This window comes from Candidatus Uhrbacteria bacterium, assembly GCA_016699205.1.
Taxonomy (GTDB): Bacteria; Patescibacteriota; Patescibacteriia; order 2-12-FULL-60-25; family 2-12-FULL-60-25; genus CAIXDN01.
The window spans coordinates 884,380-911,267 of sequence record CP064964.1; the positions used below are offsets into that span (position 1 = coordinate 884,380).

39 protein-coding genes, 1 tRNA gene and 1 pseudogene are annotated in these 26,888 nt (G+C 53.8%); 34 read left to right on the forward strand and 7 right to left on the reverse strand.

Translation table 11 applies throughout. The features are described 5' to 3' along the window. Positions 1-76: 76 nt before the first annotated feature. From IPH19_04395 to secE, 4 genes are all read right to left on the reverse strand, one after another. Positions 77-1,240 (reverse strand): hypothetical protein, encoded by a 1,164-nt coding sequence (locus IPH19_04395; GenBank protein QQR60620.1) that lies wholly within the window; start codon positions 1,238-1,240, stop codon positions 77-79. A gap of 54 nt (positions 1,241-1,294) precedes the next feature. Further along, entirely contained in the window at positions 1,295-1,720 is a 426-nt protein-coding gene (gene rplK / locus IPH19_04400) for a 50S ribosomal protein L11 (protein QQR60621.1), read from the reverse strand. Positions 1,721-1,817: 97 nt separating this feature from the next. Then, positions 1,818-2,429 carry a transcription termination/antitermination protein NusG gene (gene nusG, locus IPH19_04405; GenBank protein QQR61364.1) on the reverse strand — a complete coding sequence of 204 codons (612 nt, stop codon included), beginning with the start codon at positions 2,427-2,429 and terminating at the stop codon, positions 1,818-1,820. After that, positions 2,392-2,703: a preprotein translocase subunit SecE gene (gene secE / locus IPH19_04410; GenBank protein ID QQR60622.1), complete on the reverse strand. Its 312-nt coding sequence runs from the start codon at positions 2,701-2,703 to the stop codon at positions 2,392-2,394. The genes nusG and secE overlap by 38 nt, the downstream gene beginning before the upstream one ends. 157 nt (positions 2,704-2,860) lie before the next feature. Between secE and IPH19_04415 the strand changes: the two genes are divergently transcribed. After that, on the forward strand, positions 2,861-3,382 hold the full coding sequence (locus IPH19_04415) for a hypothetical protein (protein QQR60623.1): 522 nt from the start codon (positions 2,861-2,863) through the stop codon (positions 3,380-3,382). Between the two features lie 58 nt (positions 3,383-3,440). On the opposite strand, the gene IPH19_04420 is transcribed toward IPH19_04415, so the two are convergent. Beyond that, positions 3,441-3,513: transfer RNA gene (locus tag IPH19_04420), tRNA-Pro, on the reverse strand. Between the two features lie 180 nt (positions 3,514-3,693). Between IPH19_04420 and IPH19_04425 the strand changes: the two genes are divergently transcribed. The 3 genes from IPH19_04425 (at position 3,694) to IPH19_04435 (ending at position 5,356) form a co-directional block, all read left to right on the forward strand. Beyond that, positions 3,694-3,975 carry an HU family DNA-binding protein gene (locus tag IPH19_04425; protein QQR60624.1) on the forward strand — a complete coding sequence of 94 codons (282 nt, stop codon included), beginning with the start codon at positions 3,694-3,696 and terminating at the stop codon, positions 3,973-3,975. Positions 3,976-4,049: 74 nt separating this feature from the next. Beyond that, a complete protein-coding gene (locus IPH19_04430) occupies positions 4,050-4,508 on the forward strand; it encodes a hypothetical protein (protein ID QQR60625.1) in 459 nt (152 codons plus the stop codon). Positions 4,509-4,756: 248 nt separating this feature from the next. Then, positions 4,757-5,356 (forward strand): TIGR00730 family Rossman fold protein, encoded by a 600-nt coding sequence (locus tag IPH19_04435; GenBank protein QQR61365.1) that lies wholly within the window; start codon positions 4,757-4,759, stop codon positions 5,354-5,356. A gap of 40 nt (positions 5,357-5,396) precedes the next feature. On the opposite strand, the gene rpmB is transcribed toward IPH19_04435, so the two are convergent. Beyond that, positions 5,397-5,645, reverse strand: coding sequence for a 50S ribosomal protein L28 (rpmB, locus tag IPH19_04440; GenBank protein QQR60626.1), 249 nt, complete (start codon positions 5,643-5,645; stop codon positions 5,397-5,399). A gap of 71 nt (positions 5,646-5,716) precedes the next feature. Between rpmB and IPH19_04445 the strand changes: the two genes are divergently transcribed. From IPH19_04445 to IPH19_04465, 5 genes are all read left to right on the forward strand, one after another. Next, complete coding sequence (locus IPH19_04445; protein ID QQR60627.1) at positions 5,717-6,352, forward strand: site-2 protease family protein; 636 nt, start codon at positions 5,717-5,719, stop codon at positions 6,350-6,352. A gap of 45 nt (positions 6,353-6,397) precedes the next feature. Beyond that, positions 6,398-6,826, forward strand: a complete 429-nt coding sequence (gene rpsL, locus IPH19_04450; protein ID QQR60628.1) for a 30S ribosomal protein S12 — start codon at positions 6,398-6,400, stop codon at positions 6,824-6,826. 19 nt (positions 6,827-6,845) lie between these two features. Beyond that, positions 6,846-7,313 (forward strand): 30S ribosomal protein S7, encoded by a 468-nt coding sequence (rpsG, locus tag IPH19_04455; protein QQR60629.1) that lies wholly within the window; start codon positions 6,846-6,848, stop codon positions 7,311-7,313. 47 nt (positions 7,314-7,360) lie between these two features. Continuing rightward, positions 7,361-9,445: an elongation factor G gene (gene fusA, locus IPH19_04460; protein QQR60630.1), complete on the forward strand. Its 2,085-nt coding sequence runs from the start codon at positions 7,361-7,363 to the stop codon at positions 9,443-9,445. A 281-nt stretch (positions 9,446-9,726) separates the two neighbouring features. Beyond that, positions 9,727-11,538, forward strand: a complete 1,812-nt coding sequence (locus IPH19_04465; protein ID QQR60631.1) for an ABC transporter ATP-binding protein — start codon at positions 9,727-9,729, stop codon at positions 11,536-11,538. Between the two features lie 48 nt (positions 11,539-11,586). Here IPH19_04465 and IPH19_04470 read toward each other — a convergent pair whose 3' ends face one another. Beyond that, the gene (locus IPH19_04470; protein ID QQR60632.1) at positions 11,587-12,831 is read right to left on the reverse strand and encodes an insulinase family protein; all 1,245 of its coding nucleotides are present in this window, start codon (positions 12,829-12,831) and stop codon (positions 11,587-11,589) included. A 107-nt stretch (positions 12,832-12,938) separates the two neighbouring features. On the opposite strand from IPH19_04470, the gene IPH19_04475 reads away from it, so the two are divergent. The 25 genes and pseudogenes from IPH19_04475 (at position 12,939) to map (ending at position 26,837) form a co-directional block, all read left to right on the forward strand. Then, positions 12,939-13,286 carry a hypothetical protein gene (locus IPH19_04475; GenBank protein ID QQR60633.1) on the forward strand — a complete coding sequence of 116 codons (348 nt, stop codon included), beginning with the start codon at positions 12,939-12,941 and terminating at the stop codon, positions 13,284-13,286. Positions 13,287-13,394: 108 nt separating this feature from the next. Next, a pseudogene (gene tuf, locus IPH19_04480) lies at positions 13,395-14,583 on the forward strand (elongation factor Tu). Between the two features lie 97 nt (positions 14,584-14,680). After that, on the forward strand, positions 14,681-15,031 hold the full coding sequence (gene rpsJ, locus IPH19_04485) for a 30S ribosomal protein S10 (protein QQR60634.1): 351 nt from the start codon (positions 14,681-14,683) through the stop codon (positions 15,029-15,031). Between the two features lie 195 nt (positions 15,032-15,226). Continuing rightward, a complete protein-coding gene (rplC, locus tag IPH19_04490) occupies positions 15,227-15,829 on the forward strand; it encodes a 50S ribosomal protein L3 (GenBank protein QQR60635.1) in 603 nt (200 codons plus the stop codon). 1 nt (position 15,830) lies between these two features. Continuing rightward, positions 15,831-16,457, forward strand: coding sequence for a 50S ribosomal protein L4 (rplD, locus tag IPH19_04495; protein ID QQR60636.1), 627 nt, complete (start codon positions 15,831-15,833; stop codon positions 16,455-16,457). A gap of 148 nt (positions 16,458-16,605) precedes the next feature. After that, a complete protein-coding gene (rplW, locus tag IPH19_04500; GenBank protein ID QQR61366.1) occupies positions 16,606-16,887 on the forward strand; it encodes a 50S ribosomal protein L23 in 282 nt (93 codons plus the stop codon). Positions 16,888-16,891: 4 nt separating this feature from the next. Beyond that, entirely contained in the window at positions 16,892-17,731 is an 840-nt protein-coding gene (gene rplB / locus IPH19_04505; GenBank protein ID QQR60637.1) for a 50S ribosomal protein L2, read from the forward strand. Between the two features lie 9 nt (positions 17,732-17,740). Further along, positions 17,741-18,061, forward strand: coding sequence for a 30S ribosomal protein S19 (rpsS, locus tag IPH19_04510; protein QQR60638.1), 321 nt, complete (start codon positions 17,741-17,743; stop codon positions 18,059-18,061). 6 nt (positions 18,062-18,067) lie between these two features. Further along, positions 18,068-18,472 carry a 50S ribosomal protein L22 gene (gene rplV / locus IPH19_04515; protein ID QQR60639.1) on the forward strand — a complete coding sequence of 135 codons (405 nt, stop codon included), beginning with the start codon at positions 18,068-18,070 and terminating at the stop codon, positions 18,470-18,472. 4 nt (positions 18,473-18,476) lie between these two features. Next, positions 18,477-19,277 carry a 30S ribosomal protein S3 gene (gene rpsC, locus IPH19_04520; protein ID QQR60640.1) on the forward strand — a complete coding sequence of 267 codons (801 nt, stop codon included), beginning with the start codon at positions 18,477-18,479 and terminating at the stop codon, positions 19,275-19,277. Between the two features lie 13 nt (positions 19,278-19,290). Continuing rightward, positions 19,291-19,701, forward strand: a complete 411-nt coding sequence (gene rplP, locus IPH19_04525) for a 50S ribosomal protein L16 (protein ID QQR60641.1) — start codon at positions 19,291-19,293, stop codon at positions 19,699-19,701. A 3-nt stretch (positions 19,702-19,704) separates the two neighbouring features. Continuing rightward, positions 19,705-19,908, forward strand: coding sequence for a 50S ribosomal protein L29 (rpmC, locus tag IPH19_04530; protein QQR60642.1), 204 nt, complete (start codon positions 19,705-19,707; stop codon positions 19,906-19,908). Between the two features lie 3 nt (positions 19,909-19,911). Continuing rightward, positions 19,912-20,193 (forward strand): 30S ribosomal protein S17, encoded by a 282-nt coding sequence (gene rpsQ / locus IPH19_04535; protein ID QQR60643.1) that lies wholly within the window; start codon positions 19,912-19,914, stop codon positions 20,191-20,193. A gap of 1 nt (position 20,194) precedes the next feature. Beyond that, positions 20,195-20,566: a 50S ribosomal protein L14 gene (rplN, locus tag IPH19_04540; protein QQR60644.1), complete on the forward strand. Its 372-nt coding sequence runs from the start codon at positions 20,195-20,197 to the stop codon at positions 20,564-20,566. A gap of 6 nt (positions 20,567-20,572) precedes the next feature. Further along, positions 20,573-20,845: a 50S ribosomal protein L24 gene (locus tag IPH19_04545; GenBank protein QQR60645.1), complete on the forward strand. Its 273-nt coding sequence runs from the start codon at positions 20,573-20,575 to the stop codon at positions 20,843-20,845. Positions 20,846-20,848: 3 nt separating this feature from the next. Next, complete coding sequence (gene rplE, locus IPH19_04550; GenBank protein QQR60646.1) at positions 20,849-21,385, forward strand: 50S ribosomal protein L5; 537 nt, start codon at positions 20,849-20,851, stop codon at positions 21,383-21,385. A 3-nt stretch (positions 21,386-21,388) separates the two neighbouring features. After that, positions 21,389-21,574, forward strand: coding sequence for a type Z 30S ribosomal protein S14 (locus tag IPH19_04555; protein QQR60647.1), 186 nt, complete (start codon positions 21,389-21,391; stop codon positions 21,572-21,574). A gap of 4 nt (positions 21,575-21,578) precedes the next feature. Continuing rightward, the gene (gene rpsH / locus IPH19_04560) at positions 21,579-21,971 is read left to right on the forward strand and encodes a 30S ribosomal protein S8 (GenBank protein ID QQR60648.1); all 393 of its coding nucleotides are present in this window, start codon (positions 21,579-21,581) and stop codon (positions 21,969-21,971) included. A gap of 10 nt (positions 21,972-21,981) precedes the next feature. After that, positions 21,982-22,530, forward strand: a complete 549-nt coding sequence (gene rplF, locus IPH19_04565; protein QQR60649.1) for a 50S ribosomal protein L6 — start codon at positions 21,982-21,984, stop codon at positions 22,528-22,530. Positions 22,531-22,539: 9 nt separating this feature from the next. After that, complete coding sequence (locus tag IPH19_04570) at positions 22,540-22,899, forward strand: 50S ribosomal protein L18 (protein ID QQR60650.1); 360 nt, start codon at positions 22,540-22,542, stop codon at positions 22,897-22,899. Positions 22,900-23,091: 192 nt separating this feature from the next. After that, entirely contained in the window at positions 23,092-23,580 is a 489-nt protein-coding gene (gene rpsE / locus IPH19_04575) for a 30S ribosomal protein S5 (GenBank protein QQR61367.1), read from the forward strand. A 4-nt stretch (positions 23,581-23,584) separates the two neighbouring features. Beyond that, positions 23,585-24,022: a 50S ribosomal protein L15 gene (gene rplO, locus IPH19_04580; GenBank protein QQR60651.1), complete on the forward strand. Its 438-nt coding sequence runs from the start codon at positions 23,585-23,587 to the stop codon at positions 24,020-24,022. A 21-nt stretch (positions 24,023-24,043) separates the two neighbouring features. Further along, entirely contained in the window at positions 24,044-25,321 is a 1,278-nt protein-coding gene (gene secY / locus IPH19_04585) for a preprotein translocase subunit SecY (GenBank protein QQR60652.1), read from the forward strand. A 79-nt stretch (positions 25,322-25,400) separates the two neighbouring features. Next, positions 25,401-26,051, forward strand: coding sequence for a nucleoside monophosphate kinase (locus IPH19_04590; GenBank protein QQR60653.1), 651 nt, complete (start codon positions 25,401-25,403; stop codon positions 26,049-26,051). A 3-nt stretch (positions 26,052-26,054) separates the two neighbouring features. Further along, positions 26,055-26,837, forward strand: a complete 783-nt coding sequence (map, locus tag IPH19_04595; GenBank protein ID QQR60654.1) for a type I methionyl aminopeptidase — start codon at positions 26,055-26,057, stop codon at positions 26,835-26,837. Positions 26,838-26,888 lie beyond the last annotated feature (51 nt).

The following is a 26,888-nucleotide window of genomic DNA, read 5'->3' on the forward strand; positions in this document are numbered from 1 at the left end:
GGATTTAGTGAGCGAACTCTAGCCAAAACCCTCGGAAATGTCAAACCCCGCCGGGTGGCGGGGTTTTTGGACCGAATTACTTTTTAATCGCTTTTAGACGCAGCGTGAGATAGGAGTACAGACCGCCCAATGCGAGCAGGAATACAACGCTTCCAATAAGCCAACCAATGAAAGGAATGACAGACAAGATTTCTAAAGCGATGACGCCGAGTGTTACAGGCTTCCAGTCGATAGCAACTTCTTTTTTAGAAGACAAGCGCATAATCCAAACACCAAATACGATGCCGGCGAGAACTTTTGCGAGAGCGATCGATAGGAAGTAAACCGGAGCGACAACCATCGCCACTCCCGATCCGATGATAGAGGCGAGTAAGATGATGAATAGCAACGGAACGAGGAAGAACCAAGCGGTTCCACGGGTCAGCTTCACTATTGGGTCGGAAAGCGACTCGTCCACCAGTCGCGAGACAAGGGGCTGCATGAAGGTTACTGCAAGCAGGGCGACGACAATCAGTGAGATCAGTTGAATGATGAAGAAGATTCCAAAGATTCCGGCAAAAATACCGGCGACCGTTGAGCTGTCGATGTTTTTGGATTGCTCACGCGGATCTTCTATTTTTGTGAAATCGATTTTTCCAACGCGCGCACCTTCTGCAACGACGGCTTCAACCATGCCTTGATGTTTGATTGGTTGGAGTACGGTTGCCGTTGGTCCGAAGTTTAGGTTGGTGCCCGAGTAAATCTCTACCTCGCCTTCCAGAGATCCGTTGATCGTTATGGAGTCGGCGCTGATGAGTGATTTTCCTTTGACGGTGCCGTCGATCACGATCGATCCGCCGGCCAACGCAATATCGCCGCTGATGATGGCGTCTTTCAAGATGTAGAGCGTGCCACCGGCAAAGAGAATGTCGCCTTTTACGTTTTTGCCGATAACAGCGCTACCAGCTCCCATTCGCACGTCATCGCCAACTTCTCCTAGCAAGGAGACGTTGCCACCGCCGATGTTTGCATCATTGGAGATATTTCCATTGATCGTGACATTACCGCCTCCACCGAGGAGATCGCCAATAATGTTTCCATTAATGATGACGGTTCCACCGCCAACATAGAGGTCATCGCTAATAGCTTCTGAGGCGGGGAGAATGAACTGATCGCCTCCGCGTACGGTCATGGCCTGAGCGTGCGAAAATGGGGAGAGAAGCGAGCACAAAAGCAGTGTTGCAAACAGGGATTTTTTCATAATTTATTTTAGTATAGCAAAATCCCCGCCGGAGCGGGGACTTGCTTGTCGATATTACTCGATGACCGTGATGCCCATGTTACGTGCTGTGCCTTCGATCTGCTTCATGGCAGCTTCGATGGTGGAGCAGTTCAAGTCTGGCATTTTTGCTTCCGCGATTTCGCGGACCTGAGCTTTGGTGACCTTGCCGACCTTATCGATGTGCGGTTTGGCCGAGCCCTTCTCGATCTTGGCGGCTTTCATGAGGAAAGCGGAGACCGGAGCGGTTTTGAGGATGAAGTCGTAGGTACGATCTTCATACAAGCTGATGACGGCCGGAACAACGTCGCCGAGACGATCCTGGGTCGCATCGTTGATGCGCTTGCAGAATTCGGCGATGTTCATACCGTGCTGACCGAGGGCAGGACCGAGCGGAGGAGCCGGAGTGGCGCGGCCGCCGATGACCTGAACCTTGATCAGGGTTTTGATTTTCTTAGCCATAAATGTGGTTATGTGAGTGGCGGGGAAGCATCCGCCGACCGCGTAACAGTGGCCTGTTTATAGCAAAACCCTTGCCGTTTGGCAAGGGTTATGCGGTTTAGATCTTTTTGACTTGTGTGAAGTCGAGTTCCAGCGGGGTTTCGCGTCCAAACATCGAGACGAGAACTTTGACCTTACCGCGGGCGCCATCGATTTCATTGACCTTGCCTTCAAAGCCTTTGAACGGACCATCGCCGATTTTGACAGCCATTCCGACCTGGAGGTCGATCGTAATTTCCGGTTCGCTCTGGGTTGAGCCGGCACGTTTCAGAATGTTGTCGACTTCTGATTGGGAAAGCGGGGAAGGGGTTGTGCCTGTACCGATGAAACCCGTGACGTTTGGGGTGTTTCGTACGACATACCAGGAGTCGTCCGTTACGTTCATGTCGACGAGGACATATCCCGGATAGATTTTTTCTTCTACGACGCGTCGTTTGCCGTTTTTGATCTTGATCTTCTTTTCCTTTGGGACGAGGACATTGAAGATGTGATCCTTCATGTTGAGCGCCTCGATACGCTGGTTCAAGCTGTCGGCGACGTTTTCCTCGTATCCGCTATACGTGTGGATCGCGTACCAGCGACGGCCGTATTCCGCGGTTTGCTTAGGCATACGTGTGTTTTTTTTAATTTTTTTATTGCGGAGTGATTTGAACGTCGACCGGATTGCCATTGGCATCAACAGCTTCAATTCCGGACTGAAGGTCTGGGACGATCGGTACGGTGGCTGGAGCCTGGGTCGTGCCTTGGCGGTTTTCCAGCAAGGCGGTGACACCACGGCTCAGACCGATGTCGAGGGCGGCAAAAAAGGCAGCCAAGACGACACAGCTCACGATGACGAGAGCGCTGTAGCGGGCGACTTCTTCACGCGAAGGCCAGGTGACTTTTTCAAGTTCGGCTTTTGCGGAGCGGAGATAGTTGAACGCGTAGGAGATAGGGTTGGCCATAAATGCTTTTTTAAAAGGCCCTCGAGGGGCCAATGACTGCAGATTAGCAGGTTCCGGGCCGTCTGGCAAGGGTTGACAAATTCGTAAAAGACCGTAGTATCGCGAGCAGACGCTTGTTAGGCGTTTGTACCTTCGCAAGAGTCATGGAGGCTGCCGTATGTCGGCTGTCGATATGTATGAGGGCGTGCGACCGATTGCTAGGTGGGATCGGGAGCCAAGCGAGTTTTGGGAAGCGTTGACGCGCATCGTGGCGGAGCTGCGGTACAATCCGCGGTCGCAGGCGTGCCGACTACCCAAGCCCAATGGTCCCGTGCGGCGCGCGGTGACAGAGTCGGGTTTTTCCGGCGCGACCAAAGAGCGGTTGTGCCAGCTCGTGTCCCAGCTCCCTTGGCTGCTGCCAACGCTCGAACGCTCCCGTGACGAGAGCCTGGACAGGATCAATCACTATCGGAGTATTTTCCGAGACGCGTGCGATCTGATCGATCTCAAGCAGTTCTCTGTCGACAAAAGTGCTGATCTGGAGACGCGTATCCAGCAGATCGATGCACTCTCTCGAGCGATGCTTCTCAAGAGCGAGCTATTGCTCATCATCGCGCAGTTCGACTTCTTGCGCGAAGACGCTCTCGCGCGGGAGCACGCTGCTCGGAGCCATCCATCCAATTTCAAAGCTGTCGCCTGACGAGAACGCCCCACTGCTACACAAGCGGTGGGGCGATTTGATTTTCTCAAGCGTCTTGTCGGGCTAGTGGGATTTGAACCCACGACCTCTTGCACCCCATGCAAGCGCGCTACCAACTGCGCTATAGCCCGGCATGAAGCTCGAGAAAATGCGGGGAGAGCATACGTGCGAGCTTGGCATTTTTCAAGGGGTTTGAGGGGTACCCCTTGACGGATAGCCTGCTTTTCTTGCGTTCTCGTTGAGGTCGGTTCATAATTCCCTTGCAAACCCGAACTTTTATTCATCACGGGTTCAAAACTTTTTAGACTACTATGGCCAAGATGACCAAATCCCAGCTCATGAGCGAGCTCGCCGCTAAGACCAACCTCAGCAAGAAGGACGCGACGATGTTTGTCGAAACGCTTGTGAACATGGCCCTCAAGCATGTGAAGACGAATGGTGAATTTGTCATTCCGGGTTTGGGTAAACTCGTGAAGGTCAAGCGCGCTGCACGCATGGGCCGCAACCCGGCCACGGGCGCTGAAATCAAGATCGCTGCCAAGACGGTCGTGAAGTTCCGCGTCGCCAAGGCAGCTAAGGACGCCGTTCTCTAGTTCACGCGACTCGCGTCACGCTACACGCGACATAAAAAGAGCCCGATCGGGCTCTTTTGTGTTACGATTTCTGCATGAAGCCGATCATGATTCGCGCCACACCGATTTCACTTGGCGGTTCCGTGCTGCTTGGATTATTGGTGTTTGTCGGCTTGCTGCTTTGGATCGCTTTTCAGCCTCATGAACCCTCGACGGCATTGCGCATTATGCTTTCTATCGTTTGGATCGGGCTGCTGGCTTATCTTGTCGATGCCTGGAGCGAGAAAATTGTATACGAGGATGGAGTGATTACTTTTGATTCGCTTTTCAAACGGCGCGTGAATATCGTTTTGAATGATACGAATGATATTTTGGTCGTGCATGAAGGGTTGAATCAGGAACGCGGGATTATTTCTGCCAGATTCCGCGAGCGCGATGGAAGTCTTATTGACTGGCCGCTTGGGCCGCTTTGGAATCGGCATGATCTCGAACCGTTTTTTTCTTCACTTGAACAGCAGGCCGGAAAGAAAAAGTTGTTTCAACATGTCCGCTGACGATCTGCTACAATCGATCCATGCCAAAATCAAAAGCGGTCAAAAAAAAGAAAGCGGGCAAGTCCAAGTCGGCATCTGCGTCCAAGACGCAGTTTTTTCCGCAGCCGAGCTGGACGGGGCCGCATCCGGGAGCCGGAACTCCGGCAACGCATCGCTTTAAGCACTGGGTGTGCAGCGATAACAACACTTGCGTTCCTTGGGAGGCGGAGAATTTTACCGACAATATCAATTGGCGAATCTTCCGTATCATGGCGGAGTTCGTGGAAGGATTTGAGTTTCTTTCCAGTTTGCATCGCGAGGTGACGTTTTTTGGATCGGCGCGAGCTTTGCCTGATCATCCGTATTATAAATTTGCGCGCGAGCTCGGAAGTCGTTTGGCAAAAGAAGGCTTCACGATTATTACGGGAGGCGGGCCGGGTATTATGGAGGCCGGAAATCGGGGTGCGTTTGAGGCGGGCGGGGAGTCTGTCGGGCTCGATATTGTTCTGCCGATGGAACAGCGCCGCAACCAATATGTGAAAAAGTCCAAAGGTTTCCATTATTTTTTCACGCGCAAGGTCATGCTATCTGCCTCGGCTCAAGCGTATGTGTTTTTTCCGGGAGGATTTGGAACGCTTGATGAGCTGTTTGAAGTTGTTACCTTGATCCAGACCGGCAAGATGTCGGATTTGGTTCCGGTGATTTTAGTCGGAAAAGATTATTGGACCGGAATGCTCGAGTGGATCAAGAAAACGATGCTTGAGAAAAACCGATTTATTGAGCCATTTGAGATGGATATTATGCATCTGGTCGATACGGTTGATGACGCGGTGAAGCTGATTAGTAAAACTCCTGAGCGTTTGCTCTAAATAAAAAACCTCCGCTCGATGCGGAGGTTTTTTTTATTGCTTACTTTTTGGCGGCAAAGGCAGCCTTTTTGGCGGCCTTCTTTTGCTTTCGGGTCGGGATCTCGCCGTGAGCGATGGCGGCTGCACGCTTCAATGAGCGGACCGTGCGCGTGGAAACGCGAATACGCTTACCATCGACGCGGATGGTCTGGAGATTCACGTTCTGTTTGCGCTTGGTCGCAATATTGGAGTGGCTGCGCGAGTTGACGACTTTGGCGCGCTTGCCGGAGAGTTGGTCGATGCGGGACATAGGAATGGCCGAAAGATTAGCCGAGTCCCGGGGTTTTGTAAAGAGGGGAGGAGCATGCCATTATATGGGACATGAATCTGCTGTCTTTGCTCTTTCAGGAGCCGCTGGTTTTCCTTGTAATCGTGGGTGCTCTGGTTTTTACCTTGTCTATCCATGAATTTTTCCATGCTTGGGTGGGGAAGCTGCTCGGAGACCGCACAGCTGAGCGTGAAGGCCGATTGACCCTCAACCCATTGGCTCATCTGGATCCGTTTGGTTTTTTGATGATCCTGATTGCCGGTTTTGGTTATGCTAAGCCGGTTCCTTATAATCCCTACAACCTCAAGTATCCGGTATGGGGCCCAGCGATTATCGCGGCAGCGGGACCGGGTTCTAACCTGATTTTTGGGTTTTTATTTGCGTTTTTGTACGGAATTGCCGCTCCGGCTCTGGGTGGAAACAACTTACTGGTCGCCGCGCTTTGGTTCTTGGGCCGCATCAATTTTGCCTTGATGCTCTTTAATTTGATCCCTTTGCCGCCGTTGGATGGTTCAAAAGCGCTACTTTCTGCCTTGGCTGGCCCTAAATATCAGGGCGCACGGGTTTGGCTTGAGACGCAGGGGCCGTTTTTGCTTTTGGCACTCATCGTTCTTGATGCGGTGCTAGGATTAGGTATTTTTTCTTGGATTTCCGTTTTGTCTGACTGGCTTTTTCGGCTTGTTTCCTGAAACGCTTGACGGATTGGGCTAAACGCTGATAGATTTGCGCCCATCATGCCAACTATCAACCAGCTCATCCGAGGTCCTCGTAAGGCCACTCGGGTCAAGTCCAAGAGCCCTGCTTTGCAGTATGCTACGGACACCTTGCATCGCAAGCGCACCATGTTGCGCCGCGGCGCCGCTTTCAAGCGCGGCGTATGCGTCAAGGTAACAACGATGACGCCTAAAAAGCCGAACTCGGCCATTCGTAAGATTGCCCGTGTGCGTCTTTCCAACGGAACGGAAGTCACCGCTTACATTCCGGGTGAAGGTCATAACCTTCAGGAACACTCGATCGTCATGATTCGTGGCGGACGCGTGAAGGACCTTCCGGGTGTGCGCTATCACATCGTTCGCGGTGTGTACGATACACAGGGCGTTCAGGGTCGCCGCCGCAGCCGTTCCCTCTATGGAGCCCGCCGTCCTAAGGAAGAAAAGAAGTAACGATTGAACTGAATTATTTATGCGAGGAAAACAAGCTCCGAAGCGCGCTGCGCCTATCGACCCAAAGTTTCAGAACCCATTGATCGGAAAACTGATCAACTATTTGATGATCGGCGGTAAAAAGACCACGGCTCAGAAAATCGTCTACGAGGCTCTTGATCAGGTCGAGGCCAAGATGAAGAAGCCAGCCATGGAAATTTTTGACGAAGCCATGAAGAACATCTCGCCGCTTTTGGAAGTCAAAGCCAAGCGCGTCGGTGGTGCGAACTACCAGGTTCCGATGCAGGTGCGCGCCGAGCGCCGTGTGCAGCTTGCGTATCGCTGGTTGCTCACCGCGGCCCGTTCCCGCAAGGGCAAACCGATGGCCGAGAAGCTCGCTTTCGAAATCATGGAAGCCGCACAGAACCAAGGTGATGCCGTTAAGAAAAAGATGGACGTGCAACGCATGGCCGAGGCCAACCGCGCATTTGCCCACTTTGCGAAATAAAAAATATGAGACCGCAGACAAGGTCTGCGGTCTCTTTCTAACACTATATGCCCCGCGAATATTCTCTCCTCGACACCCGTAACTTTGGTATCATCGCCCACATCGACGCCGGTAAGACGACGGTCTCCGAGCGCGTGCTTTTCTATACCGGTAAGAAGCACAAGATCGGTGAAGTGCACGAGGGTGAAGCTACGATGGACTGGATGGAGCAGGAGCAGGAGCGCGGTATTACGATTACGTCCGCTGCCACGACCTGTTTTTGGAAGGGCAAGCGCATGAACTTGATCGATACGCCAGGACACATCGACTTTACGATTGAAGTTCAGCGTTCGCTCCGCGTACTCGACGGTGCCGTTACGGTATTTGACGGTGTTGCCGGTGTAGAGCCTCAGTCAGAAACGGTTTGGCGCCAGGCTGACAAGCATAAGGTTCCGCGTTTGTGTTTCGTGAACAAGCTCGACCGCATGGGTGCCGACTTCTACAAGGACGTCGCTTCCATTCACGAGAAGCTCACCAAGAACGCGTATCCGATCCAGCTGCCGATCGGTGCTGAGGCTGGTTTCTCCGGTATTATCGACCTTTTGCGAATGAAAGCAGAAGTGTATTTGGATGAAATGGGCCAGAAGTTTGAGGAGCGCGAAGTTCCGGCTGATATGCTTGAGAAGGCCAAGGAGTATCGCGCCAAGGTTGTAGAAGCGATTGCTGAAACGGATGAGAACTTGATGAACAAGTACCTCGCCGGCGAAGAGCTTTCGCTCGAGGAATTGAAGACGGGTTTGCGCAAGGCGGTTATCGCGAGCCAGATTTATCCGATTTTGTGCGGTTCCGCTTTGAAGAACAAGGGCGTCCAGTTCTTGCTTGACGCGGTTGTCGATTATCTCCCAAGCCCGCTCGACATTAAGGAAATCATCGCGCATGACGTTGATGATGAGAACAAGGAGGTTATTATTCACGCGGATGACAGTGAACCTTTTGCTGCCTTGGCTTTCAAGGTCATGTCGGATCCGTTCGTCGGACGTTTGGTGTTCTTCCGTGTTTACTCTGGTAAATTGTCTTCCGGTTCTTACGTGATCAACGCCAAGACGGGTGAGCGTGAACGTATCTCGCGTATCGTGCGCATGCACGCCAACGAGCGTGAAGAAGTGAGCGACGTGTACTCCGGAGAAATCGCCGCCGCTGTCGGTTTGAAAGCAACCTTTACAGGTCACACCTTGTACGAGGAGTCTCGTCCGCTTGTGCTTGAATCGATTGTGATTCCGGAACCGGTTATCTCGATTGCTATCGAACCAAAGACCAAGGGCGACCAGGAAAAGATGGGCTTTGCTCTTCAGAAGCTTGCAGAAGAAGATCCTTCCTTCCGTGTGCGTACCGATGAAGAAACCCTTCAGACGATTATCGCCGGTATGGGTGAGCTTCACTTGGAAATCATCGTTGACCGCATGAAGCGCGAGTTCCAGGTCGACGCTACGGTTGGCAAGCCTCAGGTTGCGTATCGCGAAGCTATCCGCAACAAGGTTGAGAACGTTGAAGGCAAGTATGTCCGTCAGTCTGGTGGTCGCGGTCAGTATGGTCACGCGGTGATTAATCTTGAACCGAATGAACCGGGCAAGGGCTACGAGTTTATCGATGAGATCAAGGGCGGAGTTGTTCCGCGCGAATTTATCCAGCCAATCAACAAGGGTATTCAGGAAGCGACCACGCGCGGCGTGCTCGCTGGTTACCAGGTGATCGATGTGAAGGTTACGCTCGTCGATGGTTCGTACCACGACGTTGACTCTTCGGAAGCTGCCTTTAAGGTCGCTGGTTCGCTCGCTTTCAAAGAGGCTGCGATGAAGGCTGGTGTCTTCTTGCTTGAGCCGATTATGAAGGTGGAAGTCGTGATGCCGGAACAGTTCATGGGAGATGTTATCGGTGACCTCAACTCCAAGCGCGGACAGATCCAGGACATGACGGAGCGCTCGGGTGCTCGTGTCGCTAACGCCTTGGTACCGCTGTCTGAAATGTTCGGCTACTCGACGGATCTCCGTTCGATGACGCAGGGCCGTGCTAGCTACTCGATGGAATTTGCCCACTACGGTGAAGTTCCAAACAACGTGGCGCAGACGGTGATCGAAGGCCGCAACAAGAAATAAGAGATACAAAACACCTCGCGAAAGCGAGGTGTTTTTTTTCGTCAAAACGGTGAAGTCGTAGTCAGGCTAACTGTTGAAAACTATTTCCTGTCGAACCTTCTGTTGTTTTTGTGCGTTTGTCCGGAAAGCATCTACCAGATGGACGTGACGCGTGTTTCAGCCGGTAAAAACCAATTGATATTTCGCGTAGCACTCGCTGTTACTATAGCATATTTTAATACTTTTGTCAATGAAATAGTTATTTATTAGGCTAAGGTTAGCCTTATGGTATAATTCGGATCATGAGTCGATTGGATGCTTCTGGAATTCCCCGTGTTCCTTGGCGCGATCTCGGAAGGTCGTATGTTCGTTTTTTGGTTTTGCAGTGGCGGGCGAATCGGGGGCTAACAGCGCTGCGCATTTTTCTCCAGTTGCTCTCGGCGACGATGCAGCCGCTGCAGATTTTCTTTTTTGGTCTCTTGGTTGCCGCGATTACCACAGGTAATGCCGACCGCGTGTATTCCATCGTAATTGGTTCCGCGCTTACGTATGGATTGCAGAAACTGGCTGACAATCTCTTGCAGTCAAAGTTGGCAGATTGGGGAGAGCGCTCCGTGACATTGGCGGCGCATGAAGCGGTGTATGCGCATCTCGCTAAGATTGCGCCGGAACGTTTGCTCGCGCCCGATATTCGCCGCGATCTTGATTACGTACGTGAAGATTTGTGGCGCATTCATAGCTTGCCTGCATACACCGAGCAATTATTACGATCGATTATCCAGCTTGTTGGTGCGATTAGTTTGGCGACAACGGCACCTTGGTGGGTGATGGCGCTGGTGTTTGGCGTCGCGGTTTTCCAGATGCTCGATGCTTCATTTGAAGCTAAGAATGATTTGTGGGCCTCATCATGGAATTCTTTGGATGGGCGGCGCATTGAATACACAAAGTATGTCTTCATGATGGGCGAGGATTTTCGCGAGCTGCGCTTGCTTGATGCAGCGCCGCGTTTGCTTGCTCGATATCGAGAGGCGGCTGGTCGTGTGCTCGAGCGTTTCAAGAAAACCGGTTTGAGCAGCGCGATGGCGCGATTTATTTTAGCGTTCGCTCAGGGTGTTGCTTATGCGGTTATTATCTTTTTGTTTGCGCCGCAAGCGTTTAAAAATCCTGCGCTTCTCGGAACGCTTTATGTTTCTTTGAATTTGTTTGGATTGGTTGGAGAGGGTTTGGGCGGAATGACGACGGCGATCGCGAGACTTGCAGCGAATGCAGGGATTCTTGCGCGTGTTGATCACGTGTTCCGTATTCCGGTGGAATCAAATGAAGGAAGCCAGATTCCTCGAGAAAAATTAGTGATTGAGTTTAAAAACGTTGGCTATCATTATCCTGGTACGCAGCGATTCGCATTGCGAAATCTTTCCCTTACGTTGCGAGAGAATGAGCATGTCGCGATTGTGGGGGAGAATGGCGCAGGAAAGTCGACGTTTCTCCGTTTACTCGCGGCGCTTGATAAACCGAGTGAAGGAGAGATTTTGTTGAATGGTAGGCCGCTCGATGCTTATAAGCCGACCGAATGGCGCCGGGCATTTCATTTGCTGATGCAGAGCGGAAAGCTGTATCAAGATTTTGTGGAGGATAATTTGTTATTTGGCGAGCCGGATGCACGTTGGGCCAAGCATGGGCTTTCGGTAAATCGCGCACTGAAAATTTCTGGCGCGGATGCGGTGGTGCGGGAATTGAAGGATGGTATGAAAACATTTATCGGCGATTGGGTTGCGCCGCCTGGAATCGAGCCGCGCAGTGTTTCTGGCGGACAAGCGCAGCGTTTATTGATTGCGCGAACACTCGTGCATGGCGGACGATTGATTGCGCTCGATGAGCCGACTTCTGCTATGGACGCCTTGGCTGAAACGGCCTTTTTTGAGCAGCTGCACGAAAATTTGAAAGGAAAGGGGATTATCTATATTTCCCATCGATTCTCTACGGTACGTCGGGCTAATCGTATTATTGTGTTTGAGAATGGAACGATGATGGAGGATGGTTCGCATGAGGAGCTGCTCGCTAAAGGAGGAACGTATGCCAAGCTCTATGAGGAGCAGGCTAAGTGGTATAACTAAAACGTGAACACCCCGTCCGACAGAGAGTCGGGCGGGGTGTGAGGATGTTTACTCCGGAAGGAGGAGAAAGCGTGTATAGCGTTTGGGGTCGTAGATCGCGCGCACAATGTCGCGTAGACCGTCGTCGTGCAGAGAGCGGATTGCGGCAACGCCATCAGGGTTTTTTCCGAGGTTGCCGTAGAGCCAGTCTTCTTCTAGCTCGCCGAATGACGGCTTGCTTGGTTTTGCCAGCTTTTTCAGGAGCTGGTCCGTACGGGCGTATTCGATGGCTGTCGCATCGAATCCGTTGTCTGCGTGTCCCTGCAGGATGTCGCAGATACAGGACTCTGCTTCATCCGCGCGAGCAGGATCGATTCCCCTAAGAGTCACTTCGAATGTACTCAAGGGAAGCGGGCAGGTTGTTCCCGATGTCATGTAGGCGAGCTTGCGATTCACACGCAGCTCTTTGAACAAGCTGCCCCTGGTTGGTCCGAAGAGCAGATCAACGAAGAACGAGAAACGGATTCTTGTGATCAAGTCTTCTACGTGTGTTCCATCGAACACCAGCGAGAGCTGGGTAGAATTGAAGAAGGGTCGCTTGTATTCGTACCTGCCGTTGTCGACCTTGTTCCAGCATCGAGTAACGGTACGTACGGATCCACGCGGAAGCTCGCATGAGAGACGTTCCACCTCTTCTACGAGCTCGGCATGATTGACTTTGCCGTATGCGAGCACGAGCAGGTTTGCAGCGGTATATGTATCCGCGTGTCGTGCTTTCAGTCCTTCCGGCTGGATGCGGGCGATGCTTTCTTCGTCGCCCGTGCCTCGGTGATTCCACGTACGGCATTCGGGAATCAACAGGCGCTCGGTCTCCAGGAAAAATTCATGGAAGCGGTTCTGACGATATTCCGAGATGATGATCGGTCTCTCGTTTTCCACTTCCGTATTTCCGAATTCTGGTCGAGTGACGATCTGGAACAGCCGCGTTAGCAGCTCCGGTGCATGCTCGACGTATGTTGTTGCACCATAACGTGTGAAGTTACGACCTGTTTCCGCGACGAGCCCCGTCATTCCACGGGATTCGAAGTCAAGGAGGACAGGATGGATACCGCCGCGAGACGGACCTTCCATCACCATGTGCTCGAGGTAGTGAGCGTCACCCGGAATGGTGTCGTGCATTGATCCAGTCGCAAAGGTGAGTAGAAAGCTCGTGACTTGTAGCTTTTTCTGCTCAAACGAGATGACGGTCGTGCCGTTGTCGAGCGTCGTCATCGTGACTGGCTTGCCATACCCATCCAGTGCCCTGGTTTCCAAGGAGCTCCTCGTGTCGGCTACTGGTCCGACGTGACTAGTTAGCCATTTTTTGGAGTTTTGTCAATAGGTTTGACGTTTTATCTCCCATCGTCCAAGATCGTTTTTATATGTCATTTCAGCGCATTTTGGAGTCGGCTCGCCGTATGGGGGCGCCGCTTATTGTTACGGACGCCGCCGGGCGTGAGCCGATGGTGGTTATGTCGCTTCAGACTTATGAACGCTTGAGCGAGGTCGCCCCGGCCTTGGCCCCAAAGCCGGCGGCTTCACCGATGGCTGAACCGACGGTTACGGAGTTTATCCAGACCCCAGTTACAGCCCCATCCAAGCCAGAATCGGCCCCAGTTCTTCAGGAAATTGCTATTCAGGTCATGGAATCTCCAGAAATGGCTCAAGATAGCGAAATTTCTATGGAGGAACGCTTCTATTTGGAGCCCTCTGATGAGGAGTCGAAATAGGGGAAAACCCCGCCTCTTGCGCGTTTTTTTAGGCTCTGGTATCCTCGTGTCACTCGCTTTTAACAGCGAACCTTATTCTATCGGCTAAATTTAACGTCACGTACTTCTATGGCGGACAAGTTTCTGCGCTCAAAGCCGCACGTCAACATCGGCACAATTGGCCACGTTGACCACGGCAAGACGACGACGACTGCGGCAATCGTCACGGTTTTGTCCCACAAGGGACTTGCCAAGGCTGCCGGTGTCGACTCATTCGACAAGGCTCCCGAGTCCAAGGCTCGTGGTATTACGATTGCTACGGCTCACACCGAGTACGAGTCTGAGACTCGTCACTACGCGCACGTAGACTGTCCGGGCCACGCCGACTACATCAAGAACATGATCACGGGTGCCGCCCAGATGGACGGAGCTATTCTCGTGGTTGCTGCAACCGACGGTCCTATGCCGCAGACGCGCGAGCACATCTTGCTTGCCCGTCAGGTCGGCGTTCCGGCTATTGTTGTCTTCTTGAACAAAGTCGACCTCGTTGAGGACGCTGAACTTATCGACCTCGTTGAGGAAGAGGTTCGCGAACTTCTCACCAAGTACGAATTTGACGGTAAGAACACCCCGATTATCCGCGGTTCCGCCACCAAGGCCCTTGCGAACCCGACGGATGAGGTCGCTTCCAAGCCGATCCTTGATTTGATCGCCGCTTGTGACACCTGGATCCCGGAGCCTGTCCGTGAAACCGACAAGCCGTTCCTCATGCCAGTTGAAGACGTGTTCTCGATTGAAGGTCGCGGTACGGTCGTCACGGGACGTATCGAGCGCGGCATGATCAAGATCAACGAAGAAATTGAAATCGTCGGTCTCGGTGAAACCACGCAAGTCGGTTGTCACGGGTATCGAAATGTTCAACAAGCAGCTTGATGAGGGTTTGGCCGGAGACAACGCGGGTCTCTTGCTCCGCGGTGTGAAGAAGGAAGATATCGAGCGCGGTATGGTTCTCGCTAAGCCGGGTTCCATCACTCCTCACTCCGAGTTCGAAGGTGAAATCTACGCCTTGACCAAGGAAGAAGGTGGCCGCCACAAGCCGTTCGTCACTGGTTACAAGCCTCAGTTCTACATCCGTACAACGGACGTGACGGGTGAAGTCAACCTTCCTGCCGACGTCGCCATGGTTCAGCCAGGTGACACCGTCAAGATCATCGTTAAGCTCATCACTCCGGTTGCCGTTGAAGACAAGATGCGCTTCTCCATCCGCGAGGGTGGCAAGACGGTCGGTGCCGGTGTTGTTACCAAGATCATCAAATAAATTTAACCGAGAGAGGATTTCCTCCTCTCCGCCGATCAGCCGAAGCGTTCGGAAGATCAGCGGATAGGAGGAATGCCATGGTCCTCTCCGACTCCACATGTCCGACACCAAATCCAAGTCGGCCGCTTCCAAGGAAGCCGCCGGCGGCCACCGAGTCCGAATCAAGATTCGTGCGTACGACCACAAGATCATCGATCAGGCCACGCGTACGATCATTGAGACAGCCGAGCGCTCCGGCGCAAAAGTTGTCGGTCCGGTGCCTCTTCCGACCGAGAAGAAAAAGTGGACGGTTAACCGTTCCACCTTCGTTCACAAGAACGCTCGTGAACAATTCGAAATGCGAATCCACAAGCGTATCGTGGACATCCTCGACCCGAACGCAAAGACGATCGACGCTCTGACGTCGCTCAACTTGCCAGCCGGTGTCGATGTGGAGATCAAGATGTAGTTTGAAAACAAAGGTTCCCAAGGAGAAAGTTTCCGACGTTCGTCGGAATAACCTCCCTGCAGCGAATCGCGAAAACCCATCAATCATGGACTTACAGAAGCCCGTAATTTGAAGGCGATTCCCGATCGTCCGCAGATTACGGGCTTTTGTTATGCACTCGTTTGTAAAAAGATTTTAACGCGACCAATCCGACCTATGAAATTCATTCTGGGCGAAAAACTCGAGATGTCGCAGGTCTATGCGGCGGACGGCACGGTTGTACCCGTGACGCTCGTGAAAGCTGGACCGTGCATCGTGACGCAAGTCAAAACTGCCGAAAAGCACGGTGTTACAGCCGTGCAGATCGGTTTTCAAAATCATAAGAACGCAACCAAGCCGGAAGCAGGTCACTTGAAGGACTTGCCCCCGATGCGCGTCTTGCGCGATTTCCGTGTCGAGAGCGATTCCTCGCTCAAGCGCGGCGACGCGATCGAGGCGGGTATCTTTCAGCCGGGCGAAACCGTTCATGTCGTTGGCCAGTCCAAGGGCAAAGGTTTCCAGGGTGTCGTGAAGCGTCATGGCTTTCACGGTCATCCAAAGTCTCACGGTCACAAGGACCAGGAGCGTATGCCAGGTTCGATCGGTGCCGGTGGTCCGCAGCACGTATTCAAGGGACGCCGCATGGCTGGTCACATGGGTGACGAGCGCGTGACGATCAAGAACCTTGAAGTCGTCGAGATCCGTGAGGGCGGCATTATCGCTCTCAAGGGTGCGGTACCAGGTGCGCGCCACGCCATTATTGAAATCCACTCCGCCTAATATGACGAGCATTTCTATCTACAACCAGGACGGCAAGGCCGTTGGTGAACTCGCTCTCAACGAGGCGTTGTTTGGTATCAAGCCTAACAAGGCATTGGTACACGAGGTCATGGTTGCCCAGCGCAACAATGCCCGCCGCGCGATTGCTAACACCAAGACCAAGGGTGAAGTACGCGGTGGTGGTAAGAAGCCGTGGAAGCAGAAGGGTACGGGCCGCGCTCGTCAGGGTTCCATCCGCAACCCGCAGTGGATTGGCGGTGGTATCGCTTTTGGTCCAACTTCCGAACGCAATTTTTCCCAGAAAGTAAACAAGAAGGCCAAGCGCACAGCGCTCCTCATGGCTTTGTCTGACAAGGTTCTCGACAAGAAGATGATTGCTATTGAAGCGATCAAGACCGACGCGCCTAAGACCAAGGTCATGGCCGAGATGATCAAGAAGTTGCCGCTTGATCGCAACACGCTTTTGGTTGCATCCGCTTCCAATCCGTCCTTGCTCCGCATGGTCCGCAACATTCCTAACGTTAAACTCGTGACCGCTAACAGCGTGAACTTGAATGACGTTCTTACCTATCGCTCGGTCGCCTTCCTCAAGGACGCGGTCGCTGCGTTTGAGAAGATTTACGCCTAATCCTATGCCACTTCTCGACCGTTTCCTCAAAAAGGACGACGCTCCGGCTAAAAAGCCGGCTGCCAAGAAGGCTCCAGCCAAAAAGGTTGCAGCCAAAAAGGCAGAAGCGACATCGGATAAGCCGGCCGTCACAGGCAAGGCCGACGCGATGGCGATCCGTCTTCTTACCAAGCCGCATGTCAGTGAAAAGGCTGCTCGCCTTGCTGACACTGGTACGTATGTCTTTGATGTTCCGATGAGCGCCGAAAAGGTGTCCATCCGCAAGGCTGTTGAATCGCTTTACAACGTTCATGTTGAAGGCGTCCGCATTATCCGCGTCGCCGGTAAACCGATGCGCCGCGGTAAGCGCGTCAGCTTCCGCCGCGATGTTAAAAAGGCTCTTGTCACCTTGAAGAAGGGTGAGACGCTTAGCCTGTACGAAGGAGTCTAATCCTATGCCTATCAAGAAAATCCGCCCGAATCACGCCGGGTCGCGAAATCTCTCGGTGCAGAGCTTTGCCGACGTCACCTCGACGGAACCGGACAAGTCTCTCATCTCATTCCGCAAATCCAATGCGGGTCGTTCGCTTGGAAAAATCGCTGTCCGTCATCAAGGCGGCGGTGCTCGTCGCTATCTTCGTGATGTCGACTTCAAGCGCACCCGTTTTGATATTCCGGCTACGGTGAAGACCATCGAGTACGATCCGAACCGCGGAGCGCGTATTGCGTTGATCAACTACAAGGATGGTGTGAAGAGCTATATCCTTGCTCCGGAGAATTTGAAGGTGGGGGATGTTGTCGTCTCCTCGATGAACGAGGCAGAAATCAACGTTGGCAACCGTTTGCCGCTTTCCAAGATTCCGCTGGGTGCCTTAGTGCACTCCGTTGAACTCGCTCCAGGTAAGGGCGGTCAGCTTGGACATGGTGCCGGTTCACGTATTGAGTTCATGGCCCTTGAAGACGATTGGGCTGCATTGAAACTTCCATCCGGTGAAGTGCGCCGCGTTCCTAAGACCTGTATGGCCACGATCGGTACGGTATCCAACCCGGACTGGCACTTGGTCCGATGGGGTAAGGCCGGCCGCATGCGCCATCGCGGCATTAAGCCGACGGTTCGCGGTAAGGTCATGAACCCGGTTGATCACCCGCACGGTGGTGGTGAAGGTAAGCATCCGATCGGTATGAAGTACGCCAAGACCAAGTGGGGCAAGCACGCCCTCGGCGTCAAGACACGCAAGCGCAATCTCTCCAGCAATAAACTCATTATCTCGCGCCGTAAGGGTAAGACCCTCTAATCCACGCCTATGTCACGAAGTCTCAAAAAGGGCCCGTTCACCGACGAGAAGCTTCTCGCCAAGGTGAAGAAAGCCGGCCCCGGATCCAAGACCGTCATCAAGACCTGGTCGCGCGCATCCACGATTACCCCAGAAATGGTCGGTATGACGTTTGGCGTACACAATGGCAAATTGCACATCCCGGTGCATGTCGTTGAGAACATGGTCGGCCATAAGCTGGGTGAGTTTTCCCTGACGCGCAAGTTTACCCGCCACGGAGGCAAGTTGGCCAAGACCGACGCTGCCGCTCCGGCTGCTGCCGCTGCTCCGGCTCCGGCTGCCAAGAAATAAACGAATATGGATGTACACGCTTCCCTCCGTTTTCTCCGCATGTCGCCCCGCAAGGTCCGACTCGTGGTTGATGCTGTCCGCGGCATGTCTGTTATGGCTGCCGAGACCAAGCTCACATTCTTGCCAAAGCTCGCTGCTACTCCGGTACACAAGCTTTTGCGCTCCGCTATCGCTAACGCCGAGCACAATTTTCATCTTAAGCCAGAGGATCTCTTCATTAAGACCATCGTCGCTGACGGCGGTCCGACTTTGAAGCGCTCCCGCGCCCGCGCCTTTGGCCGTGCGGCTCCGATCCGCAAGCGCACGACGCACATCACGCTCGTGCTCTCTAACGATGCACGCGAAGTAAAGGCAAAGAAGAAGGCACCGGCCAAGGCTAAGAAGGCCCCGGTTAAGACGGAAACCAAATAATCCTATGGGACATAAAGTAAATCCTAAAGTTTTCCGCCTCGGCACTACGGTCACTTGGCCGTCGCGCTGGATGGCTCGTGACGATGCGTATCGCGCCAACTTGCGCCAGGATTTGGCGATCCGCGACTTCCTCAAGAAGGATCTCAAGGATGCAGCGATTAGCCGTATTGAAATCGAGCGCTCGCGCGGCACGATGGCTGTAACGGTGCACTCGGCTAAGCCGGGTCTCGTGATCGGCCGTTCCGGTGAAGGCGCTGACGGACTCAAGAAGAAGCTTCTCAAGAAGTTTTTCCCGAGCAAGGCCAAGAGCGTCCAGCTCGCCGTTAACGTCGTCGAGATCGGACGTCCGTCTCTTGATGCCGCTCTCGTCGTCCAGGGCGTGATTGCCGACCTTGAGCGCCGCATGCCATTCCGCCGCGTCCTCAAGATGTCGATCGAACGCGTGAAAAAGGGCGGAGCCCTTGGCGTGAAGGTTGCCGTCTCCGGCCGTTTGAACGGTGCAGAAATTGCCCGCCGCGAATGGTTGGCTTGGGGCAAGATTCCGCTCACGAACCTCCGCGCTGATATCGACTACGCTGCTGATGCCGCCCGCACGATGGCTGGTGCTATCGGTGTAAAAGTCTGGATCTATCGCGGCGACGTGTTTGCCCAGGATCGTTTGAACCAGTATCAGCCGACAACTCCTTCCCGTGGCCGCGGTGGTCGCGATGGAGATCGCGGACCTCGCTCCGCCCCGCGCGCTCCGCGTGGTGAAGCCGCTTCATTCGCCCCAACGGATAAGCCGGAAACGGCTCCCGCTGCCTAATTAACCCACTCGTATGTTGATTCCAAAAAAAGTCAAACACCGCAAGTGGCACAAGGGCCGCGCGCGTAACATCCGCACAGCGACAACCAAGCTTGAACTCTCGTTTGGAAGCTTCGGCCTCAAGGCGATGACGCCAGCCTGGCTCTCGAGTCAGGAGATCGAAGCAGGCCGCCGTGTTCTCACTCGCTACATCAAGAAGGGTGGAAAGGTCTGGATCCGCGTTTTCCCGGACAAGCCGATCACCAAGAAGGGTAACGAAGTGCCGATGGGATCCGGTAAAGGTGCGGTTGACCACTATGTCGCCGTCGTCCGACCGGGCACCGTGATTTACGAAATGGATGGTATTCCGGCCGATCAGGCTAAGATTGCACTTCAAAGTGCGGCCTATAAGCTCTCGCCGGTGTGCAAGTTCATTAGCAACTAGTCTATGTCTAAAGAACTTCAGCAGAAGTCCGCCGCCGAGCTTAGCCGCGACGCCGCCGACCTGCGCAGCTCGATCCGTGAACTCCGGTTCAAGATCGCGACCCGTCAGCACGGAAAAGTCCGCGACATGCGCCTCAAGAAGCGCGACCTCGCACGACTCCTCACCGCTCTCGCCACAAAGCCAAAGTCCGAGATCACTCTTGCCTAACGTATGAAATCCACTAACACACAACCTTCCGCGAAAGCCGAAGGCCAACCACGCCGCCTCCAAGGTGTTGTCGTTTCCACGGCAATGCAGAAGACGGCTGTGGTCCGCGTGGATCGCCGCGTGGCTCATGCGAAGTACGGCAAGTACTTCACGATTTCCAATAAGTTCAAGATCCATGACCCGGAGAGCGCTTGCAAACTGGGTGATGTCGTCGAGTTCCAGGAAACGCGTCCGATCTCCAAGGACAAGCATTTCAAGTATTTGTCCACGGTTTCCGCTGCCTAATATGGTTCAACATCGCTCTATGCTCGCCGTGGCAGACAACACGGGAGCCAAACTCCTCCAGGTGATCCAGGTCACTGGCGGTTACAAGAAGCGCTACGCCGTACTCGGTGACGTTGTGACGTGTGTCGTCAAAATTGCCGACCCGCGTGGCACCGTAAAGAAGTCGGATGTCGTTAAGGCGGTTCTCGTGCGTACGCGCAAAGAGACGCGCCGCCCGGACGGCACATATATTCGTTTCGATGAAAACGCCGGTGTTATCGTCGATCTCAAGAACAAGGAACCCAAGGGTACGCGTATCTTTGGACCTGTTGCGCGTGAATTGCGCGGTCGTGGCTATGCCAAGATCGTGTCGCTTGCGCCGGAAGTCCTCTAAGCCTTTATGATCAAACTCCAACTCAAAACGGGTGACGAAGTCATCGTCATTGCCGGAAAGAACAAGGGGAAGAAGGGGAAAGTCGTGCAAACGCTTCCCAAGCTTAACCGTGTCGTGATCGAAGGCGTGAACATGACCAAGCGCCACATGCGCTCGCGTCGTTCCGAGGACAAAGGCCAGGTGATCGAGTTTGCCATGCCGATCCACGCTTCAAACGTGCAGCCCGTTGGTTCCAACGGTAAACCGATGCGCCACTCCAAGGCGCGTAAGACTGCCTAACCTATGACACTTCAAGAACGCTACAATAAGGAGATCGTTCCGGCTCTTACCAAGGAGTTCGGAATCGAGAACCGCATGGCCGTCCCGAAGGTCACGTCGGTTACGGTTTCTGTCGGCTTGTCGCAAGGCATCAAGGATCCGAAGGTGCTTGAGATGGTTGAGGCAACGCTCCGCCGCATCACCGGACAGAAGCCGGTGAAGACCAAGGCAAAAAAGTCCATCGCGAGCTTTAAAATCCGTGAAGGTATGATCGTCGGTATGATGGTCACGATTCGCGGCAAGCGCATGTGGGATTTTCTCACCCGCTTCACCCAGTTCACATTCCCTCGCATCCGCGACTTCCGCGGTATTTCAAAGCAGGGCATTGATGGCCGCGGCAACTTCTCGATCGGCTTCCGTGAGAACCTCGCGTTCCCGGAAATCCGCCCGGATGAAGTCGAACGCGTGCATGGCCTCCAAGTCACCGTGTCCACCACGGCCGGAACCCGCGAGCGCGGCGAAGCGCTCCTGCGCGCTCTCGGTTTCCCATTCAACAACTAGTCTATGGCTACTCAAGCGCAAATCGCCAAGTCACTTCGTAAACCGAAGTTCTCTACACGTGAGGTCCGCCGTTGCTGGCGCTGCGGCCGTAAGCACGCTTTCATGCGCGACTTCGGCATCTGCCGCATCTGCTTCCGCGAACTGGCCAACCGTGGCGAGCTTCCGGGTGTGACCAAATCGAGCTGGTAATCCTATGTATACCGATCCAATTAGCGACTTTCTGACCCGCATTCGCAACGCGTATGCGGCCGGACTCGACACGATGAGCGTGCCGGGTTCGCGTATCAAACTTTCGATCGCCAAAGTGCTCGAGCGCGAAGGTTTTATCGCCAGCGTCAAAGAATCTTCCGAAGGACCAAAGAAATCCTTGGAAGTGACCTTGAAGTATGACGGTAAGGTTCCAGCACTCCGATCGATCGACCGTATCTCCACGCCAGGTCGCCGCGTGTATTCCAAATCGATTGAACTGCGTCCGGTTTTGTCCGGCCAGGGTATTGCGATTCTGTCGACGTCGGCAGGTATCATGACCAACCGCGAGGCTCGCCGCCGCAAGCTCGGTGGAGAAGTTCTCTGCGAAGTTTCCTAATCTCTATTCTATGTCTCGTATTGGCAAAAAACCGATTCTCCTGCCCTCGGGCATCGACCTCACGGTCGAGGCTGGGAAGGTGATCGTGAAGGGCCCCAAGGCTTCACTCACGGTTCCGCTTCCTCCGCACTCTTCTGTTTCTCTTGAAGCAGAACCCCGAAGCGCCGTCGTGAATGTTGAACAGCCGGATAACGTCTATCAGCGCGCCATCTGGGGTCTTACTCGCCAGCTCATCGCGAACGCGGTGGAAGGTTTGCAAAAGCCTTACGAGAAGTCTTTGGAATTTGTCGGCGTCGGTTACAAGGTCGCGCTTGAAGGCAAGACCGTTGTGATGGACGTTGGTTTTTCTCACAGCATTAAATTTCCGCTTCCGGAAGGTATCGAGGGCAAAGTTGAAAAACAGGTGCTCACGATCTCCGGTGCCGATAAGCACATGGTTGGCGAAATTGCAGCCCAGATCCGCCGCAAGCGTCCGCCAGAACCTTATAAGGGCAAGGGTGTGAAATACACCGACGAAACGATTCGCCGCAAAGCCGGTAAGACGGCTAAGACTGCCTAATCCACTCCTATGTCTCTCAACACTTCCAACGCCCGAGCCCGCCGCATCGCACGCGTGCGCGCCAAGGTCACCGGCTCGAACGAGCGTCCGCGTCTCGCGGTTGCCCGTACGCTCGCGCATATCTATGCGCAGGTTATCGATGACCGTGCTGGCAAGACGATCGCCGCTGCAAGCGACGCCGATCTTTCCGACGCCGACCGCAAGGGTAAAACCAAGTCCGAGATCTCGACATTGGTGGGCAAGCTCGTCGCCGAGCGCGCCAAGGCCAAGGGCATTTCGTCGGTCGTTTTTGACCGCCGCGACAAGCGTTATCATGGCCGCGTAAAAGCCGTCGCTGACGGTGCGCGTGAAGCCGGATTGACTTTCTAATCTATGAACGAAGAAACAAACAAGCCGAACCCAGAAGTCGCCGCTCCAGCACCTGCTCCGAGCGCTGCTGCTCCTGCTGGTCGCGGAGGTTTCCGTGGTCAGGGTGGCCGCGGTGGTGATCGCCGTGGCGGTCCGGGCGGCCAAGGCGGCCGCGGTGGACGTGCCGGAGGCGGTCGCGACCGTCGTCCGCGTATGGATGTCCCGGCTGAAGCCGACTACGAAGAAAAGAACATTGAAGTCGCCCGTGTTACGCGTGTGACCAAGGGTGGTAAGCGCATGCGCTTCCGCGTCTTGACCGTTATCGGTAACCGCAAGGGCCGTGCCGGATTTGGCTTGGCCAAGGGCGTGGACGTTGCCGGTGCTACTGCCAAGGCAACGACTCAGGCTCGTAAAGCTCTCTTCACTGTTCCGCTTGTCAAAGGAACGATTCCGCATGCCGTAGAAGCCAAGTTTGGCGCCGCGTATGTGATCTTGAAGCCAGCTCCGGAAGGTACGGGTGTGAAGGCCGGTGGCGCTGTGCGCATCGTGCTTGAACTCGCTGGTGTTCCGAACGTCGTATCCAAGATTCTTGGTTCCAAGAACAAGACCAACAACGTCAAAGCGACGTTTGCTGCCCTCCGCAAATTGCGTTTGTCCACTCGCACGGCAGCCGCTCAGGCTCCTGTAGAGAAGACCGCCTAATCCTATGTCTCTTACTCTCAACAACCTCGCGCCCAAGTTTGGCTCGCGCTCCAAGCGTTTCCGCATTGGTCGCGGTGCTGGTAGTGGTCGCGGCAAGACCGCAGGTAAAGGTACGAAGGGTCAGAAGTCCCGTACTGGCGGTACGCACAAACTCAAGCTCAAGGGCTTGAAGCAGATGCTGCTGTCCTTCCCAAAGAGCCGCGGTTTCCTTAGCCGCTACGCAAAAGTCGCTTCCATTCCGCTCAAGCGTCTTTCTGTCTATGCTAGTGGAGATACGGTTTCTATCGAGACGCTGCGCGAGAAGGGACTGATCAACCGTATCGATCTTGAGGCCAAGATTGTCGGCAACGGATCGTTCGACAAAAAGCTTACCGTTAGCGGCGTTGCTGTGACGGCAGGTTCCAAGGCAGCGATTGAAGCAGCAGGCGGTTCGGTCAAATAAATCTTCCTTCCTTTTCGTCTTATGTGGGAAAAGCTCATGCAAGCTTGGCGTGTGAAAGAGGTGCGCAATGGCCTCCTCTTTGTGCTCGGAATGATGATCATCTTCCGCGTCATGGCCAATATCCCGCTGCCGGGAGTCGATCTTATCGCGCTCAAGCGTTTCTTTGAGGCGAACCAGGTTCTCGGTCTCCTGAACTTGTTCTCGGGCGGTACCATTGAAAACTTCAGTATCGTGGCACTGGGTGTCGCTCCGTATATTACGGCGTCGATTATTTTCCAGTTGTTGGCGATGATTTTTCCTCGTCTCGAGGAAATCCAGAAAGATGGAGAGGCCGGACAGCGCCGTATCAACCAGTGGACGCGCATGCTAACGATTCCGCTCGCCATCATCCAGTCATTCAGCTTGCTGCAATTGCTCGGTCAGTCGGCGACCCCGATTTTGACCAATGCCGATCCGCTGCACATCGTGATGATTATCGCGACCGTGACCGGTGGAACCATGTTGCTCATGTGGATGGGTGAATTGATGAGCGAGAAGAAAGTCGGCAACGGCATCTCGATGCTTATCTTTGCCGGTATTATTGCCGGATTGCCGAGCTCGCTTTCGCAGCTTTTGGCAACGACGGACACCTCGCAGTGGTTGACCTATGTGCTGTACGCCGCCGTGGCGATCGGTATGGTTGCCGGTGTCGTGTTTGTGTCTGAAGGCCAGCGCAATGTGCCGGTGCAGTATGCCCGTCAGTCGCGCGGTTCTAGCGGTTCGATTGGCGGCGTCGGTTCATCGCTTCCGTTGCGCGTGAACTTGACCGGTGTTATTCCGATCATTTTTGCCATCTCGCTCTTGCTCTTCCCGTCGGTGATTGCCCAATTCTTTACGCAGGCGCGTACGGTTTGGATCTCACAGGCTGCGACATGGGTGATCGTGACCTTGCAGAATCAGACGGTATACGCCGTGCTCTACTTCTCGTTGGTCGTGATCTTCACGTACTTCTACACGTCGATTGTGTTCCACCCGGACCGTATCGCCGAGAACATTCAAAAGCAGGGCGGATTTATTCCGGGTATTCGCCCGGGTAAGCCGACGGCCGAGTATCTCCAGAGCGTTGTGAATCGCATCACGCTTGGCGGAGCTCTCTTCCTTGGTCTTATTGCCGTCGCCCCGTTGATTGCGGAGGCGGCACTTGGTACGCAGTTGATCGCCCTTGGCGGTACATCGATTTTGATCGTTGTTTCCGTCGTCGTTGAATCGATTAAGCAGATCCAGTCACAGATCACGATGCGCGAGTACGACGTGTACTAAAGCATCAAGCAGTAAACATGGAACATAGAGCATCTGAGCGGTATAATGCTCCAGGCTCTATGTTCCATGTTTTATAGCTATGGCACGTGTACGCTTACGAGCCCTTTTGTTTGGTCCCAATGGGGCCGGCAAGACCACGCAAGGCCAACTTTTGGCCGAGCGTTATAGCGTTCCATTTGTGTCTGCCGGAAATGTTTTGCGGGCAGAGATCGCTGAGAAAACGGCGATTGGAAAAATGGTTGAGTCGTATGTGGAAGCGGGTATGCTTGCGCCGGATGAATTAGTTGATGCGATCGTGCTTAAGCGGCTCAAAGGGTTGGCCATGGAACGCGGTTATGTACTTGATGGATTTCCGCGTAATGTGGAGCAAGCTGTGGCGCTCGATAAACTATTAAAACCGAATCTTGCCATCCAGTTAAAGCTGTCGGATGCCAGCGCGCTCAAACGGCTGAAGGGGAGATTTGTTTGCGAAGGATGCCGAAGTGTTTTTCATCGGGAATTTGGGTTGGAGGATATGTTGTGTACGGTTTGCGGAGGAAAGCTTGTAACACGTAAAGATGATGCCGAGGATGCGGTGCGGCGCCGGCTCGCGGTTTATCATTTTATGACCGAGCCATTGGCGGCGCATTATCGACAGAGAGGAATTTTGCTTGCCGTTAATGCGGATCAGTCGATTGCGGATTTACATGAAGAGTTGTGCAAGAAAACACAGAAGCTCGGATTCGCCTGATCTATGTCCATGATTAAAACGCCGGAAGAAATTGAGGCGCTACGCGAAGGCGGAGCGCTGCTTTCACGTACGCTCGCGGAAATCCGTAAGGCGTGTGTGGCCGGTGTTACAAGTGAAGAGCTTGATGCGATTGCGATCAAGCGTTTTGCGGAAGCCGGAGGGGAGCCGAGTTTTCTTGGGTATAAAATCGACAAAGACGGCTCGGCGTTTCCGGGGGCGCTTTGTGTTTCGATCAATGATGAAGTCGTGCACGGACTGCCGATTCCGGCGCGTGTGATTAAAGAAGGAGATATTGTCGGACTTGATATCGGGGTTTGGTATAAGGGTTTGTGTACGGATATGGCGACGACGGTTATTGTCGGGAAGACGGATGAGAAGACGCGGAAGCTTGTCGAGGATACACGCGAGTCGCTTGTCCGTGCGCTTCAGGAGGTGCGTGCTGGAAAATTTGTGCACGATATCAGTAATGCAATCGACGATTATTTGACGCCAAAGGGGTACGGTATTGTCAAAGATTTGGTTGGCCATGGCGTTGGACATGCGGTTCATGAAGAGCCTCAGATTCCGCATTATCGTGAACGCCGTGCGCCGCGGATTAAGTTGGAGAAGGGTATGGTTCTTGCGATTGAACCAATGGTGACGCTTGGCGATTGGCGCGTGTACATGAAGGATGATCAGTGGACTATCGCAACGGAGGATGGGAGTACGTCGGCGCATTTTGAGGTGACAGTGGCGGTCACGGATACGGGATATGAGCTCATTACCCCTTGGCCGGATCAAGGGTAACGGTTGACAAAACGTCAAAAATTTGCTAAGTTGAGCCTACGGAATTTACGG